General features: G+C 41.9%; 19 protein-coding genes. 10 read left to right on the top strand and 9 right to left on the bottom strand.

The window, feature by feature from the left end:
* Positions 1–182: 182 nt before the first annotated feature.
* The 5 genes from AAHB15_RS11735 to AAHB15_RS11755 all read right to left on the bottom strand — a co-directional run bounded on the left by AAHB15_RS11735 (position 183) and on the right by AAHB15_RS11755 (position 4,437).
* Complete coding sequence (locus tag AAHB15_RS11735) at positions 183–944, bottom strand: (S)-benzoin forming benzil reductase (protein WP_335574955.1); 762 nt, start codon at positions 942–944, stop codon at positions 183–185.
* Positions 945–1,084: 140 nt separating this feature from the next.
* Positions 1,085–1,864, bottom strand: a complete 780-nt coding sequence (locus AAHB15_RS11740) for an ABC transporter ATP-binding protein (protein ID WP_335574954.1) — start codon at positions 1,862–1,864, stop codon at positions 1,085–1,087.
* Complete coding sequence (locus AAHB15_RS11745) at positions 1,861–2,559, bottom strand: ABC transporter permease (RefSeq protein ID WP_335574953.1); 699 nt, start codon at positions 2,557–2,559, stop codon at positions 1,861–1,863. The genes AAHB15_RS11740 and AAHB15_RS11745 overlap by 4 nt, the downstream gene beginning before the upstream one ends.
* A gap of 76 nt (positions 2,560–2,635) precedes the next feature.
* Entirely contained in the window at positions 2,636–3,502 is an 867-nt protein-coding gene (locus tag AAHB15_RS11750; RefSeq protein WP_342042416.1) for a substrate-binding domain-containing protein, read from the bottom strand.
* Positions 3,499–4,437 (bottom strand): helix-turn-helix transcriptional regulator, encoded by a 939-nt coding sequence (locus AAHB15_RS11755; RefSeq protein WP_342042417.1) that lies wholly within the window; start codon positions 4,435–4,437, stop codon positions 3,499–3,501. The genes AAHB15_RS11750 and AAHB15_RS11755 overlap by 4 nt, the downstream gene beginning before the upstream one ends.
* 497 nt (positions 4,438–4,934) lie before the next feature.
* Here AAHB15_RS11755 and AAHB15_RS11760 point away from each other — a divergent pair, with 497 nt between their 5' ends.
* Positions 4,935–5,597, top strand: a complete 663-nt coding sequence (locus AAHB15_RS11760; protein ID WP_342042418.1) for an FMN-dependent NADH-azoreductase — start codon at positions 4,935–4,937, stop codon at positions 5,595–5,597.
* Between the two features lie 221 nt (positions 5,598–5,818).
* On the opposite strand, the gene AAHB15_RS11765 is transcribed toward AAHB15_RS11760, so the two are convergent.
* Positions 5,819–6,601 carry an undecaprenyl-diphosphate phosphatase gene (locus AAHB15_RS11765; protein WP_144566791.1) on the bottom strand — a complete coding sequence of 261 codons (783 nt, stop codon included), beginning with the start codon at positions 6,599–6,601 and terminating at the stop codon, positions 5,819–5,821.
* Positions 6,602–6,807: 206 nt separating this feature from the next.
* Here AAHB15_RS11765 and AAHB15_RS11770 point away from each other — a divergent pair, with 206 nt between their 5' ends.
* Positions 6,808–7,575: a DUF4931 domain-containing protein gene (locus AAHB15_RS11770; protein WP_335574948.1), complete on the top strand. Its 768-nt coding sequence runs from the start codon at positions 6,808–6,810 to the stop codon at positions 7,573–7,575.
* 90 nt (positions 7,576–7,665) lie between these two features.
* Positions 7,666–8,835: an FtsW/RodA/SpoVE family cell cycle protein gene (locus AAHB15_RS11775; RefSeq protein WP_335574947.1), complete on the top strand. Its 1,170-nt coding sequence runs from the start codon at positions 7,666–7,668 to the stop codon at positions 8,833–8,835.
* Between the two features lie 319 nt (positions 8,836–9,154).
* Here the strand turns inward: AAHB15_RS11775 and AAHB15_RS11780 are convergent, their stop codons facing one another.
* A complete protein-coding gene (locus tag AAHB15_RS11780; RefSeq protein WP_335574946.1) occupies positions 9,155–10,114 on the bottom strand; it encodes an ABC transporter substrate-binding protein in 960 nt (319 codons plus the stop codon).
* Positions 10,115–10,287: 173 nt separating this feature from the next.
* On the opposite strand from AAHB15_RS11780, the gene AAHB15_RS11785 reads away from it, so the two are divergent.
* Genes AAHB15_RS11785 through AAHB15_RS11805 form a run of 5 tightly spaced genes read left to right on the top strand, consistent with a single transcriptional unit; the run spans position 10,288 to position 14,195 of the window.
* On the top strand, positions 10,288–11,292 hold the full coding sequence (locus tag AAHB15_RS11785; protein WP_342042419.1) for a FecCD family ABC transporter permease: 1,005 nt from the start codon (positions 10,288–10,290) through the stop codon (positions 11,290–11,292).
* Positions 11,289–12,344, top strand: coding sequence for a FecCD family ABC transporter permease (locus AAHB15_RS11790; RefSeq protein WP_342042420.1), 1,056 nt, complete (start codon positions 11,289–11,291; stop codon positions 12,342–12,344). Before AAHB15_RS11785 ends, AAHB15_RS11790 begins: the two co-directional genes overlap by 4 nt.
* Before the next feature lie 34 nt (positions 12,345–12,378).
* The gene (locus tag AAHB15_RS11795; RefSeq protein WP_342042421.1) at positions 12,379–13,200 is read left to right on the top strand and encodes an ABC transporter ATP-binding protein; all 822 of its coding nucleotides are present in this window, start codon (positions 12,379–12,381) and stop codon (positions 13,198–13,200) included.
* Positions 13,193–13,990 carry an IucA/IucC family C-terminal-domain containing protein gene (locus AAHB15_RS11800; protein WP_342042422.1) on the top strand — a complete coding sequence of 266 codons (798 nt, stop codon included), beginning with the start codon at positions 13,193–13,195 and terminating at the stop codon, positions 13,988–13,990. Before AAHB15_RS11795 ends, AAHB15_RS11800 begins: the two co-directional genes overlap by 8 nt.
* On the top strand, positions 13,947–14,195 hold the full coding sequence (locus AAHB15_RS11805) for a YusU family protein (protein ID WP_144566799.1): 249 nt from the start codon (positions 13,947–13,949) through the stop codon (positions 14,193–14,195). Before AAHB15_RS11800 ends, AAHB15_RS11805 begins: the two co-directional genes overlap by 44 nt.
* Before the next feature lie 200 nt (positions 14,196–14,395).
* Here the strand turns inward: AAHB15_RS11805 and AAHB15_RS11810 are convergent, their stop codons facing one another.
* Entirely contained in the window at positions 14,396–14,761 is a 366-nt protein-coding gene (locus AAHB15_RS11810; RefSeq protein WP_335574941.1) for a DUF378 domain-containing protein, read from the bottom strand.
* Between the two features lie 211 nt (positions 14,762–14,972).
* A complete protein-coding gene (locus tag AAHB15_RS11815) occupies positions 14,973–15,104 on the bottom strand; it encodes a YuzL family protein (protein ID WP_098529540.1) in 132 nt (43 codons plus the stop codon).
* A 207-nt stretch (positions 15,105–15,311) separates the two neighbouring features.
* Here AAHB15_RS11815 and AAHB15_RS11820 point away from each other — a divergent pair, with 207 nt between their 5' ends.
* Both AAHB15_RS11820 and AAHB15_RS11825 read left to right on the top strand, forming a co-directional pair.
* A complete protein-coding gene (locus AAHB15_RS11820) occupies positions 15,312–17,699 on the top strand; it encodes a 3-hydroxyacyl-CoA dehydrogenase/enoyl-CoA hydratase family protein (RefSeq protein WP_342042423.1) in 2,388 nt (795 codons plus the stop codon).
* 31 nt (positions 17,700–17,730) lie between these two features.
* Positions 17,731–18,906: an acetyl-CoA C-acetyltransferase gene (locus tag AAHB15_RS11825; RefSeq protein WP_144566802.1), complete on the top strand. Its 1,176-nt coding sequence runs from the start codon at positions 17,731–17,733 to the stop codon at positions 18,904–18,906.
* The last annotated feature ends 15 nt before the right edge of the window (positions 18,907–18,921 follow it).

Here is an 18,921-nt window from a genome sequence, read left to right on the forward strand (position 1 = left end):
GTTTAGGAAATTATAAAATTTTTGCTTGTGGATAACTGTTAATAAAAGGACTGTCGCCGTCCAGGCCAGCGCCTAGCCCCTCGATGGTCATAAGCCACTCAGGGAATGAAGGCAAAGAACGCCTTCTTTCCCTGAGCGTCTTATGCTTGTCGGGGCTGTTCAAGGCGCTTGCGCTTTTGTTCTTATGAATTTATTAATTCTTTAATATGGTAAACCCTTCCGCTTTCAGGGTTTCCTCTAAATACTAGGTCAACTAAGGCGTTAGCAACGGCATCGGTTTCCAATAATAAATTCTTTTCTTTATATTCTTTAAATTTTTCTAGTTCCTTAAAGGCATTCTCGGAGGATGAGCGGATCGTTTCCTGCATGCTAGTATCCATAACACCCGGGCTAAAGCCAATAATGGTATTCTTCGTTTTCAATTCTGCCTGTTCAATTGCCGCTGTTTGGGTGAACATGTTTAATCCGGCCTTTGAGCTGCAATAAACACTCCAGCCTTCAATCGAGCGGACAGCCGCACCGGACGTAACATTGATAACGGTTACTTTTGTATTCGTTAATTGTGCCTTACTTAAAAATAAATTAGTAATTAGAATGGGTGCAATCAGATTTACTTTTATATTTCGAATGATCGGAGTTTGGTCTAAGTTACCTACTTTTTGAATCGGTTCGATCATGCCTGCATTATTAAATAGAAGAATCTCTGTTGGGTTTTTTTCAAAAATACAATGGGAAATCTCCATAAAGACCTCTTGTATTTCTTTTTCTAATGAGAGATTGCAAGAAACGTGTTTATATTCAATCCCGTTTTCAAGTGCAAAGTTTTTTAACTCCTCATTTTTTGTCCGGGAAACAGAAACGACTGCAATTTGCTCCTGTAAAAGGCGTTTCGCAATACTTTCGCCCAAGCCCTTCGAAGCCCCGGTTATGATTGCATATTTCATGGAAAACTCCCCCCTGAAAGCCAGTGTAATTATGTATAATACTATTTTATTCTTCTAAAAAATATTAAGCAAATCTTGGCAACTATATTTTAATATAAAAAAAGTAGCTCCAAAAAGGAACTGGGCCGCTCTTTTAATCATTAAAGCTTTAAAAATTTTTCTTGTCTAAAGGAATTGTCCGTTAATGCTGGAAAGAATTTCTTCCACTCATTTAGAAAGGATTGCGTGGAAGTATTAGGATGTTCAAGGACCAAAGTGGTTGGTCCTGACTGCTTCACTTGACCATTGACGATAATGGCTAGACGGTTGGTAAGATAATGAATCTCCATCAGATCATGGCTGACAAACACAGCGGTTGTTCTAGTGTCTTCCATAATCCTTTTAAAATCTTCCATTAAGCGAATCTTCGTAGGAAAGTCTAGTGCTGAAAATGGTTCATCGAGAAATAGAATTTCCGGCTCCACGATCATCGCGCGGGCAAGGTTGACCCTCTGTGCCTCACCGCCAGATAGATAGAGGGCATTCTTTTTGGCTAAATGGCTAATCCCAAACAGCTCCAGCCAATGAGTTACTTTTTCCTTGATCATTGCTTTGGAAACTTTCCGTAATTTTAAACCTAACGCGATATTCTGAAAGACCGTTCCATCTAGTAGAAGGGATTGCTGCAAGGCCACTGAAAACCTTCTCCGCAAATCCAGAGGTACCTGTCCAGATGGAATGGTTTGCCCTCGGTACACAATCTCTCCGCTTGACTGCTTTTCCAAGAACGAAAGAACTTTAAGTAATGTACTTTTCCCAGCTCCGTTCGGCCCCATCATCCCGAGAATTTCTCCATCGTACATCTTGAATGAAGGAATATCAAGAATTGTTTTCTGCTGGGCACTATAGGTCATATTCTTTAGCTCAATTAACGGGTTCATGATATTCGCTTCCTTTGCTGTAAAAATGTTAATGCTGCCGTGATTACTAGAGCAACGGACAACAAAATAAAGGAGAGGGCTAAGGCAATATCAAAGTTTCCCTTCGAAACTTCCATGACGATGGTAGTAGTTAATATTCGGGTATCACCTTGAATATTGCCGCCAACCATCATTGCGGCACCTACTTCAGCAATCACTCGGCCAAAACCGGCCATGATGGCTGCTAATATCGCCATTTTTAATTGTTTAATAAGAAGGAACAATGTTTGCATTCTAGTTGCCCCGAGTGCCTTAATTTGTAGCAGCATCTTATCACTGATTTGCTGAAAAGCGGTACAGGTAAGGCTCGTGACGATGGGCAGGCTGACTAAAACTTGGGCCATGACAATCGCTGTCGGCGAATAGAGCAAGGAGAAGTCTCCTAATGGACCGGAGCGCCATAGGAGCATCGTAATCCAGAGGCCGGCCACAACTGGAGGCAGTCCTAAACCAATATTAATGAAAATTAATAGAACTTTGCGGCCTTTAAATCTAGTTAAGCCTAGTAACATACCAAGAGGCAGTCCGATCATGGTACTAATTAAAATGGAAATGAGACAGACTTTTAGTGTCAGCCCGGTAATAGCTAACACTTCCTGATCACCGGAAAGAATCAAATCTATTGCTTTTTCCAGTCCATCTAGCAGTAATTCCATAACGTCATGCCTCCAGCAGTTTCATTCAAAGTTTGACAAGAGGCGGACTCATTTAAGAGGCCGCCCTGCAGTTATTTTATTCAGTATATTTAATGAATAAGGATCTACCGAATTCCTTTTTACCAAAGTTCTCAATCACATCTTGTGTTTTTGGATCTACCATAAATTCTACAAACTTTTTAGCATCGGTACTATTCACTTTATCATGTTTTTCTGGATTTACTTCCATTACATGATAAATATTCATTAAATCTTTGCCGCCTTCAACGACAATTTTAAGCGTGTCTAAATTTTTTGATTGGGCTAGCCATGTGGCACGGTCCGTTAAGACATATCCTTTTTTCTCTGCTGCCACTTGTAAGGTTTGTCCCATCCCTTGTCCGGTTGAAACATACCAATTGCCTGCCGGTTTAATATTAGCAGTTGTCCAGATCGCAAGTTCTTTTTTATTGGTACCTGAGTCATCTCCGCGTGAAACGAAAGTAGCTTTGGTCTCCGCTAATTTTTTAAACGCAGCCACAATACCATCGCCGCTAACACCAGCAGGGTTTTCCTTTGGACCTACTAAGACAAAATCATTGTACATTACACGCTTATAGTTAATCGCATCACCCGCATCCACAACAGCCTTCTCTGCAGCTGGAGCGTGTACAAGAAGGGCATCTGCTTCACCTTTGGTACCCATTGCTAATGCCTCGCCAGTACCGACAGCAATCACTTTTACTTTGACATTATTTTGTTTTTCAAACATAGGGATAATCACATCTAATAAGCCGCTGTCCTGCGTACTTGTTGTAGTGGCAAGAATCATTTCGGTGGGTGCCGGTTTAGCAGCTGTCTTTTTCTCTTTAGTAGCTGTTTCCTTTGTATTGGTGTTTCCGCAGGCTGATAAAACTAGAAGCATCAAAGCAAATAAGGCGATAACTAAACGATTTTTCTTCATACAAGTTCCTCCGTTTGACTAGTTTGATAGATAATTTTTCCTAAGTCCTGAATTGAATAACCTTCTAAATCTGTCAGGCTTTCTTTGAAGCTAGCAGACTGTAAATAATGAATTATAGACATTAAATGCGCCTTATTTTCTGTGGTAAAACGGAAAACAAGATCAAACTTTTCTTGCGCTACTGGTACAAAGTCCAGACCTAAGTGACTAGCGGCAGATTGAATGCCAAACGCTACATCAGCCATGCTACGATTTATGTAGGAAGCAGCAGATAAATGGTTCCATTCTTCATTTGCGTAGCCGCTAATCTTACTTGGATTAATCCTGTGGCTCGAAAGCATTGAATCGAGTAAAAATCTTGTTCCTGCCCCTTTTTGACGGTTCACAAACTGAACATCTTTTCTAGTCAGGTCCGTGAAATGATGGATGTTTTTCGGATTACCCTTTGCAACAATGAAGCCTTGTTGCCTTGCAGCAAATCTCATGACCGCAATATTTTCATAGACAAAAAGCTGATGGATAAAAGGCAGATTATACTCTTGTGAAGCCGGATCTAATAGATGAATCGCCGCAATATCGCATTGGCCGCGGTATAGCATCATTAAACCTTCCAAACTGCCGATGAAGGAAGGCTGAATTTGAAATTTTAAAGCGCTTCCAGCTTGTTTAGCAAAATGTTCTACAAGAAAATCATGGCTGCCGGAGAGGCGAATTGGTACTGCTGGCATGCTGATTACGTTGGGAGCATCGGCGCTTTTTTTAGCTGGCGCCTTCATGCTTTCTTTATAGCGTTCGAGGTCTATATGCTCGATTCTCATTTTATTTCCTATTTTAAAAGCTTGAAGTTCACCTCTTTTGATCAGTTCATAAACCGTATGCTTGGAGATTTGAAAGATTTGTGCCACCTCATTGGGAGTATAAGCCCGTTCGTCCATTGTTCACCCTCCTTTTTCCAGTTCTATTTTATAAAAAGGATAGCATATTAAATGTGACTTTTGTTAAGTTGCGTTAAGTTTTGTTTGGAATTGTCATGAATTGTTCAGAAAGAAACTAAGTGTTCCCTCTAAAATCGATTATTGTCTAGCTGCAGCGCCTAGGGGCTCGGGGTCATAAGCTTATCCAGTTGCGGCTCCTTGGGACTCGAGTTATAAGCCACCCCCCTGAAGAAGGCAAAGAGCGCCTTCTTGCAGGGGGCGTCTTATACCTTCGTCCCAGAACAGTCGCCTCCACATTTAGGTCAATCCGTCAAGAAGGCTAAAGAACAGCCTTCTCGCCGGCTCGTCTTATGCCTGTCGCCCCTGATCAAGGCGCTTTCGCATTTCATATTTCATCTTTTCGTCACAAACTTCACTTATTGTTCATTCGTGAGCAAGATGATTTGATGTAGTATTGTAATAGTAGGAAAATTTCCGGGTTAAGGGAAGGGATGTAAATGTCGAAACTTTTATATATTACAGCAAACCCTAAAAATGATATTAAACTATCAAAGGGGATGCAAATCGGGGAAGTATTTTTAGAGGAGTTTAAGGCTGCCCAGCCGGATGTGGAAATTGAACGCTGGCACTTATATGATATGGATATCCCTGATATTGACATGGATCTTTTATACGCACGGGCTAAACTATCATTCATGGGCTATACAAAAGAGCAATTATCAGAAGCAGAGCGGACCAAACTTGAAAAAATGCACGAGCTTGCAGACCGTTTCATTGCCGCTGATTATTATGTGTTTGTGACTCCGATTTGGAATCTTGGCGCTCCGTCGATTTTGAAAAAATTTATTGATAACTTATTTATTGTGGAAAAGACCTTTACGAATACCCCAGAAGGTCCTAAAGGACTGTTAACTGGCAGAAAAGCGATTCATATCCAAACTCGCGGAGGCATCTATTCCTCAGGACCAATGGTTGACTTTGAGTTTGGCGACCGCTATTTACGCAAGGTATTTGATTTCCTTGGTTTCGAGAGATTGGAGACCGTGGTTGCGGAAGGAATGGATCATTTTCCTAAACAAATTCCAGAAATTATGGCCAAAGCAAAAGAACAGGCAGCCGAAGCAGCAAGAGAAATGGCCAAGGAAACTGTTACTATATAAGATAAAATGCGACTCATCGAAGAGTCATATTTGTTTTCGATTAGGAAATTATAAAATTTTCGCTTGTGGATAACTGTTAATAAAAGGACTGTCGACGTCCAGCTCCAGCGCCTAGCCCCTCGATGGTCTACAGCCACTCAGGGAATGAAGGCAAAGAACGCCTTCTTTCCCTGAGCGTCTTATGCTTGTCGGGGCTGTTCAAGGCGCTTGCGCTTTTGTTCTTAAAAACGTCCAGTGAACTGAAAGAAAAGTACTAGGATCCCTAACACCCAAACATAAATCGCAAATGGCTTTAAGGAATGATTTTTTAAATAGCCGATCATCCATCGTACCGCTACATAACCGAAAAGGGCAGAGGCAGCAATACCAACAAGTAAGGCAGATAAAGAAATCGCTTCGCCTTGTCCTTCTAGTAAATCCTTTGTCTGCAAAACAATCGCACCGGCAATCGCTGGAGTCGATAATAGAAATGAAAAGTAAGCCGCTGTTTCCCGGTCTAATTTTCGCCATAGCGCTGCTACAATTGTCATACCGGAACGAGAAATCGCTGGCATGATCGCCACCGCCTGAAAGGTCCCAATGATGAAGGCATCCTTATAACTGATATCGTCCATTTTCTTATAACCATTTTTCGCTGAGTCGGCAAGCCACAGGAATAACCCCGTAATTAAAAACTCCCAGCCAATCGTCACACCTGTTTTCGAAATATCATCAATATAATCTTTAAAAGCAAGACCAAATACGACAGCAGGAATAGTCCCGACGATTAATAGAAAGGTTAGTTTGCTAAACGGCTTCTTGAGTATTTTTATAAATTCGTCCTTATAAAAAACAAAAACAGCTAATAATGTCCCCACATGCAGCATGGTATCAAGCAAAAGTCCCGCTTCTTGAAGGCCAAATAAGTTTCTCCCTAAGTAAAGATGACCGGTACTGCTGATAGGCAAAAATTCCGTTAAACCTTGAATAATCCCAAGGATTAATGCTTCGAGTTTTGTTAACATACGCTCCCTCTCATTCTAAAATAATCTAAGCCTGTACATTTAAAAGATATGCAGAAAAATTCTATTTCATGAAATCCTTAGCTGATTTAGGCGGATATGGGAAAACTGGTCAATGAAAAAATCTGTGGATGGAATCAAAATAAGTGCAAACCAACAGTCTTCTCCCATAAAATAGGTATATACCTGCCTTGAGAGGAGAAAGCGTCTTGGAAAATTCTCATCTTCATTTTAATACGTCTATCGGAGTTAAGAAGCCAGAAAATATTCGAAACAAAGAACAGTCTTGCCCTTTTTGCGAAAGAGACCAGTTGATAGACCTCATTGCGGTGGATGGTCCGATCATTCTTTTGAAAAATAAATATCCAGTCCTAGAAAATGCTTATCAAACTGTATTAATTGAAACAGATGATTGCCATGGTGATCTGTCGACCTATTCAAAAGAGCATCTCCATCGCTTGATTCGTTTCGGACTTAAACATTGGTATGAAATGGAGGAAACGGGCCAGTACCGATCGGTTATTTTTTTCAAAAATCATGGCCCGCTATCGGGAGGGACGATTGCTCACCCACATATGCAGATTGTCGGTTTACATGATATTGATTATCGAGAAAAGGCATCACATGACATGTTCGAGGGTCTCGTTATTGCCGAGCAAAATGGTGTCCGTTTTACTTTATCAACGAAGCCGCGCGTGGGATTTTATGAATTTAATGTCGAAATGGAGGATACCGGTTACAGGCAAGAGTTTGCGGAGTATATTCAAAAGGCCGTCCACTATATCCTGAATCATTTTCCTTTTAAGGCGACAAGCTATAATGTCTTTTTTAATCATTTAGACAATAAGATTTATGCAAAAATCGTCTCCCGTTTTGTAACCACTCCCCTTTATATTGGCTACGGAATTCCTCAGGTCCCGAATAATCTGGAATGGATGGCAGAAGAGGTAAGAAGGATTTATTTTTCCATCATGTAAATAAAACCAGCAGCCGGTTATAAGTTGAGATTTGTTGTTTTTCAAAATATAATGGAGGAATGGACAAGTTTTTGGTAAGGTGGAACGAATATGACTTCAAATAGCAATACTGCTTCAAAACTTGATTACAGCCTTGTGTTTATATTAATCTTACTTTTTCTAGCGAGCTGTTTCGCGATTTATAGTGCGCAAGCGAGCGGACAGTATAAGGAGAACTTCTTAATCAAGCAAATCGTATGGTATGTTGTCGGGGCTGGTATTATTACAATGGTTATGACCCTGGATTCAGACCAATTGAAAAAGTTAACTTGGTACGCATACGGGTTTGGCGTCTGTTTACTAGGTTTTTTAATTGTTGCACCAGCAAGTATTGCTCCGGTCATTAATGGAGCAAAAAACTGGTTTGTGCTCCCAGGGATTGGCTCGATCCAGCCTTCTGAATTTGTTAAAATTTTTATTATTCTGGGTCTTTCACGTGTGGTTGATCAACACCATTTAAAAAATCCGGTCAAAACACTGCAAACGGATTTGTGGCTTTTAATTAAAATGGGCATTGTCACGATGGTTCCGTTGGGAATGATCATCAAGCAAGACTTGGGAACTTCGCTTGTTTTCTTGGCCATTTTACTTGGAATGATTTTTATTTCTGGGATTTCATGGAAAATATTAGTGCCGATATTTTCGTTCGGAATTATCTTAATTGGTACGATCTTTTATTTTGTTCTTTGGAGCCCGGATGTTTTGGAAAAGTATCTGGGGGTTGGTGAATATCAGCTTCGCCGTATTTACTCTTGGCTTGATCCTTATAGCTACGAGGGTACTGATGCGTACCAGCTGACGAAATCCTTGCTTGCAATCGGCTCAGGTCAAACTGGCGGTAAGGGCTTTGGCAATCGGGAAGTTTATCTGCCTGAAAGCCAGACGGACTTTATCTTTAGTGTCGTTGGTGAGGAGTATGGTTTTATTGGTTCAAGTGTGTTAATTAGTTTGTTTTTCTTATTGATCTACCATATTACGAAGGTTGGTATGGAAACGAAGAATAATTTTTATACGTATATTTGTGTTGGTGTGATCAGTATGATTACATTCCACGTGTTCCAAAACATTGGTATGACTATTGGCGTACTGCCGATTACCGGTATCCCGCTGCCATTTATCAGTTACGGGGGAAGTGCCTTAATGGGGAACATGATGGGATTGGGATTAATCTTTTCGATTCGCTATCATTATAAAAAGTATATGTTTTCTACGACGGCATAAAAGAGCGACTTGGTTCGCTCTTTTTTTCTTTTTTGCAATCCCGTGCTGCGGAATTAATTTAGAAGTCCGCGGAATCAACAAACAAACAGCTAAGCCAAAGGACGGTTCGCGGAATTAATGCAGAAGTCGGCGGGAAAAAAGAAAAGTGCGCGGAAATAATCCAGAAGTTTAGCGGAAAAAACACAAAAAAGCGCGGAATTATCATTCAAGTCCGCGGAATCAACCCAATTATCAGAATCAACCCACCAATGTCCGCGCTAAAATATTTTCAAATACCAAAAAGGACCACCTTCATCCTCAGGAAGGCGGTCCAATTGTATTATTTTTTCAAAAAGATCTTTTCAATATCATCCAACATCAAGTTAGCAGCAAGGACCCCGCCGGCTGTATTCCAAATGGTATCACTTACCTTGTGTACCTCACCTTTCTTAGCAACCTCTAAGTTCCTGAATAATGGATCAGCAATCCACTCTTTCTCCAATTCTGAGCCTTTTCCATCACCCGTTTCATAAGTGAAATAGAAGAGGATATCTCCATCCATTGCCGGAACTCTTTCCTTCGTTACATTTCTTTCAGCAAAATCATCCACATTCTGGCTGTCAGGACGGGCGAAACCAAGATCACTTAAAATGACCCCTGAAAAAGTATCCTTATGATAAATCCGCACCTCACCAGCCATAAAACGAACCATAGAGACCTTCATCTGTAATCGATCGCCAAGCTTTTCCTTTAAACCAGCAATACGAGAATCATAGTTTTGAATAACCTCGTTACCTTTATCTACTTTATTCAGCGCTTTAGCATATAATTGAAAGTTTTCCTTCCAGTCACCACGAAGAGTCTCTGCAAAAACAGTCGGAGCAATGGCACTTAACTGCCCATAAATCTTTTCCTGACGCATTTTATTCCCAATAATCAGATCCGGCTTCAGTGCAGCAATGGCTTCTACATTTACTTCACTTTCCGTACCGACCACTTTGACATTTTTCATTTGATCGGCAATATGCTCATACCAAGGGTTTCCAGTAAACGATTGAACGGCCCCAACAGGTGTAACGCCTAATGCTAATAGAGCTTCCGTTCCTTCGTTTGTGAGAATGACCACGCGTTTTGGATTACCTTTAATAGTCGTAGACCCCATTGCATGCTCAACCGTATAGCTTTTTTCCTCAGCTGTCTTTGGTTCTGTACTTGTTTTCTCCTCGGTACCGCCACAGGCAGCTAATAAGAAAATAGCCATGATCGAGAAGAGTGAGAAAATCCCTTTGATTGCTTTCATTTGTGTATGTATCCCCCTTGAAAAAAATAATTGATAATGATTTTCATTTACATCATAAAATGCCTGCAGCACACATGTCAACAGTTAATTGAAAATGATTATCAAAATCATTGACAATCATTATCATTTACAGATAGACTAACAGTAAAAGAGGTGGAAAGGGTTTCAAATCAATGTTTCTAAAAAGTACTACATTAAAATGGGCTGCATGCATAAGCGCTGCTCTTGTCATGCTTCTGTTAATGTGCGCAAGTGTAATCTTTGGTTACACCGATACAAGTGTGCAGACAGCTATCGATGCTTATAGAAATTACAATGGTTCCAACGAACATATTATTATCCAAACGGTCAGAGTTCCGAGAGCGTTCATAGCTGCAGCAGTAGGGGCAAGTCTGGCGATTGCCGGGACACTCATGCAAACCTTAACGAAAAATCCACTGGCCTCGCCGGGAATATTTGGAATCAATGCGGGGGCTGGCTTTTTCGTGGTAGCCGCAGTTAGCTTGTTTACCGTAAAAGATTTACAGGCATACAACGGCTTAGCTTTCCTTGGTGCTGCAATTGCAGCGATCAGTGTTTATGGGATTGGGGCCTTCGGACGAGAAGGGTTAACTCCTATGAAGCTTACCCTTGCAGGTGCAGCGATTTCAGCGATGTTTTCCTCTTTCACGCAAGGATTACTGGTAATCGATGAAGCCGCACTAGAGCAAGTACTGTTTTGGCTGGCAGGTTCTGTCCAAGGTAGAAAGCTTGAAACACTTGAAGCAGTGTTACCATATATCGCAATTGGCTGGGTCGGAGCATTTATGATTGCCGGAAAAATGAATATCCTGTCTATGGGGGAAGATGTTGCAAAAGGGCTGGGCCTTCATACAGGACTTGTTAAAATCACCATTGGAGTATTGGTCATTCTTTTGGCAGGAGGTTCGGTAGCAGTTGCCGGACCAATCGGCTTTGTGGGGATTGTCATCCCGCATGTTACACGGGCCATCTTCGGGATCGATCATCGCTGGGTGATCCCCTTATCTGGAATCCTTGGTGCCATTCTGTTACTTACAGCCGATATAGCAGCAAGATATATCCTGATGCCGTCAGAAGTACCTGTCGGGGTCATGACCGCCATGATTGGAACTCCATTCTTTATTTATATTGCGAGAAGGGGGTTCAATGGCCGATGAGCAAATATAAAAATTTCCGCCCGCTTAAGGGCAAAATGTCTTTTTTGATTGATCGGAAGGCAGCTTTATTACTTCTAATCCTGCTGATTGTCACATTTATGGTGCTGGTGATCAGTACAGGGATTGGGGATATGAAAATTAACCCGTTAACTGTGGTAAAAGTATTATTTGGCGGGGGGCCGGAAATGGAGAAGCTGATTATTACCTCATTTCGCCTGCCAAGAATCATAGTTGCCTTAATGGTTGGAATGTCTTTAGCTGTAGCTGGAGGCATTTTACAAGGAATGATTCGCAACCCCTTAGCCTCACCGGATGTCCTCGGCATAACAGGGGGAGCCGCGGTTGCTGTTGTTGCTTTTTTAGCCGTTTTTAGCGATAAAAATAATGCTTTAACCGTCAGCATTGCTTGGTTACCTCTATCAGCCTTTTTAGGGGCAGGGATCGTTGCCTTTTTAGTTTATTTCCTAACCTGGAAGAATGGTGTGTCACCGATAAGATTAGTGTTAATTGGTATTGGGATTTCTACCTTAATGCAGGCTTTAACCACCTTATTGATGATCATGGGTCCTATCTATCAAGCAGCTCAAGCAAATATCTGGATTACGGGTACGGTCTATGGATCCAATTGGAAGAATGTTGCCACCTTAGTGCCATGGACTGTTATTTTCCTCCTTATCGCTTTTATTGTGGCACGAACCATCAATATCCAAGAGTTGGGCGATGAAGTGGCTGCCGGACTTGGCGGCAAGGTCCAAAAACAACGGTTCCTCTTATTGATGATTAGTACAGCCTTGATTGGCAGCTCGGTAGCTTTTGCTGGAGGCATTGGGTTTGTCGGCTTAATGGCACCACACATGGCTAGGAGATTAGTTGGCTCCTCGTTTGGTGCATTACTGCCAACGGCTGCTTTATTGGGCGGCATACTGGTAATGATTGCTGATTTAATCGGCCGAACGCTGTTTTCGCCATTAGAGGTGCCTGCTGGGGTATTTACTGCGGGAATAGGTGCACCGTATTTTATTTACCTGCTTTTTAAAACAAGAAATGCTTAAAATATCTGCTTCGCTAAATAAAGGAGTTGGCAAAATGAAGAACGCAATTGAAACGAAAAATTTATCTCTTTCATACGGTGAAAATCTTATTATTAAAGAACTGGATTTAGAGATTCGGAAGGGCGAGATAACCGTATTTATCGGAGGGAACGGCTGCGGAAAATCCACACTTCTACGTTCAATTGCCCGCCTCTTAAAGCCGAAATCCGGCAGTATTTTACTTGAAGGTAAGACCATTGCGAAGCTTCCTACAAAAGAAATTGCTAAAAAAATGGCCATCCTCCCGCAATCACCGGCAGCACCAGAAGGACTAACCGTCCTTCAGCTTGTAAAACAAGGAAGGTATCCACATCAATCTTGGTTAAAACAGTGGTCAGAGGAAGACGAAAAAAAGGTAAATGATGCCCTAAAGGCGACCCGGCTCGAACATTTAAAAGAAAGAACAGTAGACTCTCTATCAGGCGGTCAGAGACAGCGGGCCTGGATTGCGATGACCTTAGCGCAGGATACGGACATCATTTTATTGGATGAACCGACCACCTATCTAGATATGACTCATCAAATTGAAATCCTCGATTTGTTATTTGAGTTAAACGAATTCAAAAATAGAACGGTTATTATGGTCCTTCACGATCTAAATCTAGCCTGCCGATATGCTCATCATATTGTCGCCATGAAGGACCAAACGGTTTACGCCCAAGGTGCACCAGAGCATGTCATAAACCGCAGTCTGGTAAAACATGTTTTCGATATGGATTGTGAGGTCACCACGGATCCATTATTCGGCACACCACTATGTATTCCATATGGAAAAGGGAGACGGATTCTTAATAAGGCGGTTGCAATAAATGGTTAACAAAGTGAGAGTTGAGGAACTTGCCCACCTGCAAAAATACAGATTTAAGCCAGAATTGACGAATAGCATGAATGTTATAGAGCTACTGGACGAAGTATTCCTTCAGGATTTTTTGAAAAAATTAGCTAGCATAATTGGAGCCCCAAATGAAAAAACAGCAGCCTCAATGTTTATCAAACGTTATGCCTTTGTTGCTGTCATGTCACTCTATACAATGACGGCATGGAATAAAAAGATGGATGTGTCACTTAAAAATTTAAAAATGGAAGCTCCAGAACCGGGGAAGACTTGGCTTCCTTCTATTTCATTAGTGGATGACACCCTTCAAGACTGGAATGGGGAAAATCGACATAAGTGGCGTGAAGAAATTGTAAGCAATCTCTTTGCAACAAACATTGATATACTGATAAATAAATTAGCAAACATAGCTGGTATTTCGAGGTTAATCCTGTGGGAAAATATCGCCGTTTACCTATTTTGGCTGTATGAAACGGAACTAAAAACACATAAGAGTTCTAATGTTTTTGACGACTTTACTTTTTTACTTTTTGAAGGGGAAGGACCTTTATTTGGCGCCTGCAACCTAAATCCATTGCAAAGATTCTATGGGGATAAACCAAATATGGTAAAATGGGACAATGAGGTACGGATTAGAAATACGTGTTGTTTTTCTTATCAGTTACAGGCAGGCAAACGGTGCAAAACCTGCCCATGTACGCAAATTGCCATGGATAGAAGGTGTCAAAATGGAGAAGGAATTTACTGCTCAGTTCGAAGCGCTGCTCGATAAATATAGTGAGCTCCTTGTTGGAGAAAGCAGTGAAGGAACAAAAGAAAAGGTAAAGGCGTGGGCTTTATACACCCACATCGCCAAGTCCATGCCAGCCTTAGCCAAGCACTGGAATGGACTGTATCCCGATGCCAAAGAGGAAATGAAGCAGATCATTAATGAAATTAAACAGCTGAACGAGCAGCATCGAAATACAAAGAATTAAAAAGAAAACGGCCATGCACGAACTATGGCCGTTTTCTTATGAGATAAGATAGTATAAAAGTTTTTAACTTTGAGAATTGTCTAGCTCCAGCGCCTAGCCCCTCGATGGTCTACAGCCAATCCGTCCAAAAGGTTAAAAAGCAACCTTTCGGCCGGCTCGTCTTATGCTTGTCGGGGCTGACCAAGGCGCTTGCGCTTTTCTTACATTTGATCGTCAGATTGATTGTTCTGACTAGGTTTGTATATCTGAGTTGATTGATTATCCGATTGTTTAGCTTGGTTATTAATATCTGTCATATCATTTTCTGCGCCAAACTCTGTTGCATAATTAGGCTGACCAACGTTTTGACGTGTCGTATCTGTTTTAGACTCGCCGATACGAGCAAATAATAATGGGATGCAAGCAAGCCCACTCAACCCAACAAGGCTATAAATAATTCTTGATAAAGCTGAATCTTGTCCGCCAAAAAGGGCCGCTACTAAATCAAATTGAAAAAAACCAATTAGTCCCCAGTTAATCGCCCCAATAATGACCAAAAGCAAGGCAATTCTTGATAATATTTTCATGCTTTCTCACCTCCTGAATTAAGATGAAGTTATCGCTTCTAGCATGTGTAAATTCCGCTGTAATCATACAATCAAAAAACGAAAAACAGGCTGAAAACTCAGCCCGTTTTAAAAAGATAACAAAGATTTAAGAATAAACTTTGAGAATGGTCCAGCTTTAGCGCCTAGGGGCTCGGGGTCATAAGCCACCCCCGGATCAAGGCGCTTCCGCTTATCTTTTAAATTGACTATTCTGGCTGTTTTGTTTGTCAGTGTTTTGTTCTTCATTCCCTGGGCCGGCATTGCCTTTTACACTGGCAGCACTTACAGCCGCTTTGGAAGGATTTTTTTTCACTCTCGCCATAAATATCACCTCATGAATAGGATGCCCATTCTAGCCAAAATATGATGCTGAAAATTTGTGTTCAAAAAAAAATTTAAAATTCCGCGTTTATTGATTGCACAAATTTTCGAAATATTTTATATTAAATAGTAGCAGGACTCATTCCTAAATGAATTTTTTTTGCTATAAAAATGAATGAGTGTTCATTCAAAGTTGAAGGGGGAGACAATGTTGAACCAATTGATTAAAAAAGCAGCTGTCCTTGGATCGGGAGTTATGGGCTCGGGAATCGCTGCCCACTTAGCAAATATCGGGATCCCAACACTGTTACTGGATATTGTGCCAAGGGATTTAACGAAAGAAGAAGAAGCCAAAGGACTTACATTAGCTGATAAACCGGTTCGAAATCGCATCAGCACACAAAATATCCAAAAACTATTAAAGCAAAAGCCTGCACCACTTACCTCTAAAAAGAACCTCGCCCTCATTGAAGCAGGTAACCTCGAAGACGATCTAATGAAACTGAAAGACGTTGACTGGGTCATCGAAGTTGTCGTCGAAAACCTCAACGTAAAGAAGCAGGTTTTTGAAAAAGTCGAACAATACCGCAAACCTGGCAGCATTGTCAGCTCGAATACCTCTGGAATTTCTGTCGAAGCGATGGTGGAAGGACGTTCCGATGATTTTAAAAAGCATTTTCTAGGAACACACTTTTTTAATCCGCCGCGCTACTTAAAATTACTCGAAGTCATCCCAACTCAATATACGTCGTCAGAAGTACTTTCATTCATGAAAACATTTGGTGAGGATGTATTAGGGAAAGGTGTTGTAGAAGCAAAGGATACCCCAAACTTTATTGCCAACCGCATTGGCACTTATGGGCTCCTTGTCACCGTCAGGGAAATGTTAAATGCTGGATTAAGTGTTGGTGAAGTAGATTCTATCACCGGTCCATTAATCGGCCGGGCTAAAAGTGCCACCTTCCGTACGCTTGATGTCGTCGGATTGGACACTTTTTATCATGTGGCTGGTAATGTTTATGAACAAGTAGAAGGCAAAGAAAAAGAAGTCTTTGAAATCCCTGCCTTTCTTAAATCAATGGTCGAAAAAGGCTGGCTTGGCAGTAAGTCAGGTCAAGGGTTCTTTTTGAAAAAAGGTAAAGAAATACTTGAGCTGGATCCCAATACATTGGAATACGGACCGCTTAAAATATTATCATCGCCAGCGGTTGAATTAGCAAAGCAGGAAAAAGGCACAGCGAATAAATTGAAAGCGCTTGTATATGCGAGTGACAAGGCTGGACAATTCTTATGGAAAACCTTCACTGAGTCGTTTATATACTCCGCTCAATTATTAGGTGTGATTGCCGATGATATTGTCGCCATCGACCGGGCAATGAAATGGGGCTTTGGCTGGGAAATGGGGCCATTTGAAGCCTGGGATGCAATCGGTGTGGAAAAATCCGTGCAAAAGCTGAAAAGTTGCGGAGTGGAACTACCAACTTGGATTACTGATATGCTTGAAAAAGGGCATACCTCTTTCTACTTAGAAGAAAATGGTGAACGGTTCTATTATGATAACGGTCAATATCGACTCGTGGAAACCAATCCAAAGGCGATTGACCTCAAGAAAATTAAGCAACAAAAAGGCGTCATTAAGAAGAACAGCGGTGCAAGTTTGATTGATATTGGTGATGGAGTGGCCTTGTTGGAGTTCCACTCGCCAAACAATGCGATTGGTCTCGATATCGTCCAAATGATCAATTACGCAGTGGATGAAGTTGAGAAAAATTATAAAGGTCTTGTGATCGGGAACCAGGGGAAAAACTTCTGCGTCGGAGCCAATCTCGCGATGATGTTAATGGAAGTGCAGGATGACAATATTTATGAGTTAGATCTGATAGTCCGCCACCTTCATAGTGCCCTGTTAAAAGTGAAATACAGCTCCAAGCCGGTAGTGGCCGCTCCATTTGGAATGACACTTGGCGGTGGTGCCGAGGTTTGTCTGCCTGCAGCCCATATTCAAGCTTCATCCGAAACTTACATGGGTCTTGTCGAGGTAGGTGTCGGCCTGCTCCCAGGCGGAGGCGGAAACAAAGAGCTCTACATGAAGCACTTAGAGAACCTGCCAAACGGAGTACCATTTGATTTGCAAAATGTCGCCAATAAAGTGTTTGAAACGATTGCAACCGCAAAAGTTTCAACATCTGCAGCAGAAGCAAAAGAAAATAACTTCTTAAGCTCTTCTGACGGCATTAGTTTCAACAGTGATCATCTCATTTATGATGCAAAACAGGCTGTGCTTGCCTTACATGATAAAGGATATAAACCTAGAGTTCGCAGGAAGGTTCCAGTCGTGGGCGAAACAGGTTATGCAACCCTATTGCTTGGGGCAGAAGCGATGCGTCTATCCGGTTATATCTCGGAGCATGATTTAAAAATTGCCAAGAAGATTGCTTATGTCATTGCTGGAGGCCGAGTTCCATTCGGAACAGAAGTCGATGAGCAATATCTCTTAGATTTAGAAAGAGAAGCTTTCTTAAGTCTGATTGCCGAGCCAAAATCACAGCAGCGCATGCAGCACATGCTGGTAAAAGGGAAACCGTTAAGAAACTAATACTAGATTAAGAGAAAGTGAGGGAGATGGCATGAGAGAAGCAGTGATTGTGGCCGGGGCACGGACACCTGTCGGGAAGGCAAAGAAAGGAACGCTCGCAAATGTTCGTCCTGATGACTTAGGAGCTCTAGTAGTAAAAGAAACCTTAAAGCGTGCCGGAAACTACGAAGGAAATATAGATGATTTAATTATCGGCTGTGCGATGCCGGAAGCGGAACAAGGAAACAATATGGCCCGCAATATTGGAGCATTGGCAGGACTACCATATACAGTTCCTGCGATTACGATTAATCGTTTCTGTTCTTCCGGCTTGCAGGCCATCGCCTATGCGGCACAAGGAATTATGCTGGGCCATACTGATACCGCCATTGCCGGCGGAGCCGAATCGATGAGCATGATTCCGATGATGGGGCATGTCGTCCGTCCAAATATTAAATTGGCGGAAACGGCACCGCAATATTATATGGGAATGGGTCATACGGCGGAGCAGGTTGCCCAAAAGTATGGAATTTCCCGTGAAGATCAAGATGCATTTGCGGTTCGCAGCCACCAGCGTGCAGCAAAAGCGATTGCAGAAGGAAAGTTCGTTGATGAAATAGTACCTGTTGAAGTAACGATTCGCACGGTTGGGGATGACAATAAGCTTGTAGAAAGAACCATCCAATTTTCCATGGACGAGGGGGTTCGCCCGGACACTAATTTAGAAACACTAGCAAAGCTCCGCCCAGCATTTTCCGTGACGGGATCTGTCACCGCTGGTAATGCTTCGCAAACGAGTGACGGAGCAGCAGCCTTGATGTTAATGGATCGCGAGAAGGCAGAAGAACTTGGCCTAAAACCGCTAGCTAAATTTCGCTCGTTTGCGGTCGGAGGCGTCCCGCCTGAAATAATGGGTGTAGGGCCAGTTGTCGCCATTCCAAAAGCAGTTAAGCTCGCAGGTTTGGAATTATCGGATATCAACTTATTTGAATTAAATGAGGCTTTTGCTTCCCAATCATTGCAAGTCATTCGGGAACTTGGGTTAAATGAAGAAATCGTTAACGTAAATGGCGGTGCCATTGCCCTTGGACATCCACTCGGCTGTACAGGAGCGAAACTAACTCTCTCCTTAATCCATGAGTTAAAACGCCGCAACGAACAATTTGGTGTCGTGACGATGTGTATCGGCGGCGGAATGGGAGCAGCCGGGGTATTTGAACTATTGTAATAAAAGAATGGGAGG

Origin of the sequence: Bacillus sp. OTU2372 (genome assembly GCF_038440275.1) — a bacterium.
Classification (GTDB): domain Bacteria; phylum Bacillota; class Bacilli; order Bacillales; family Cytobacillaceae; genus Neobacillus; species Neobacillus bataviensis_B.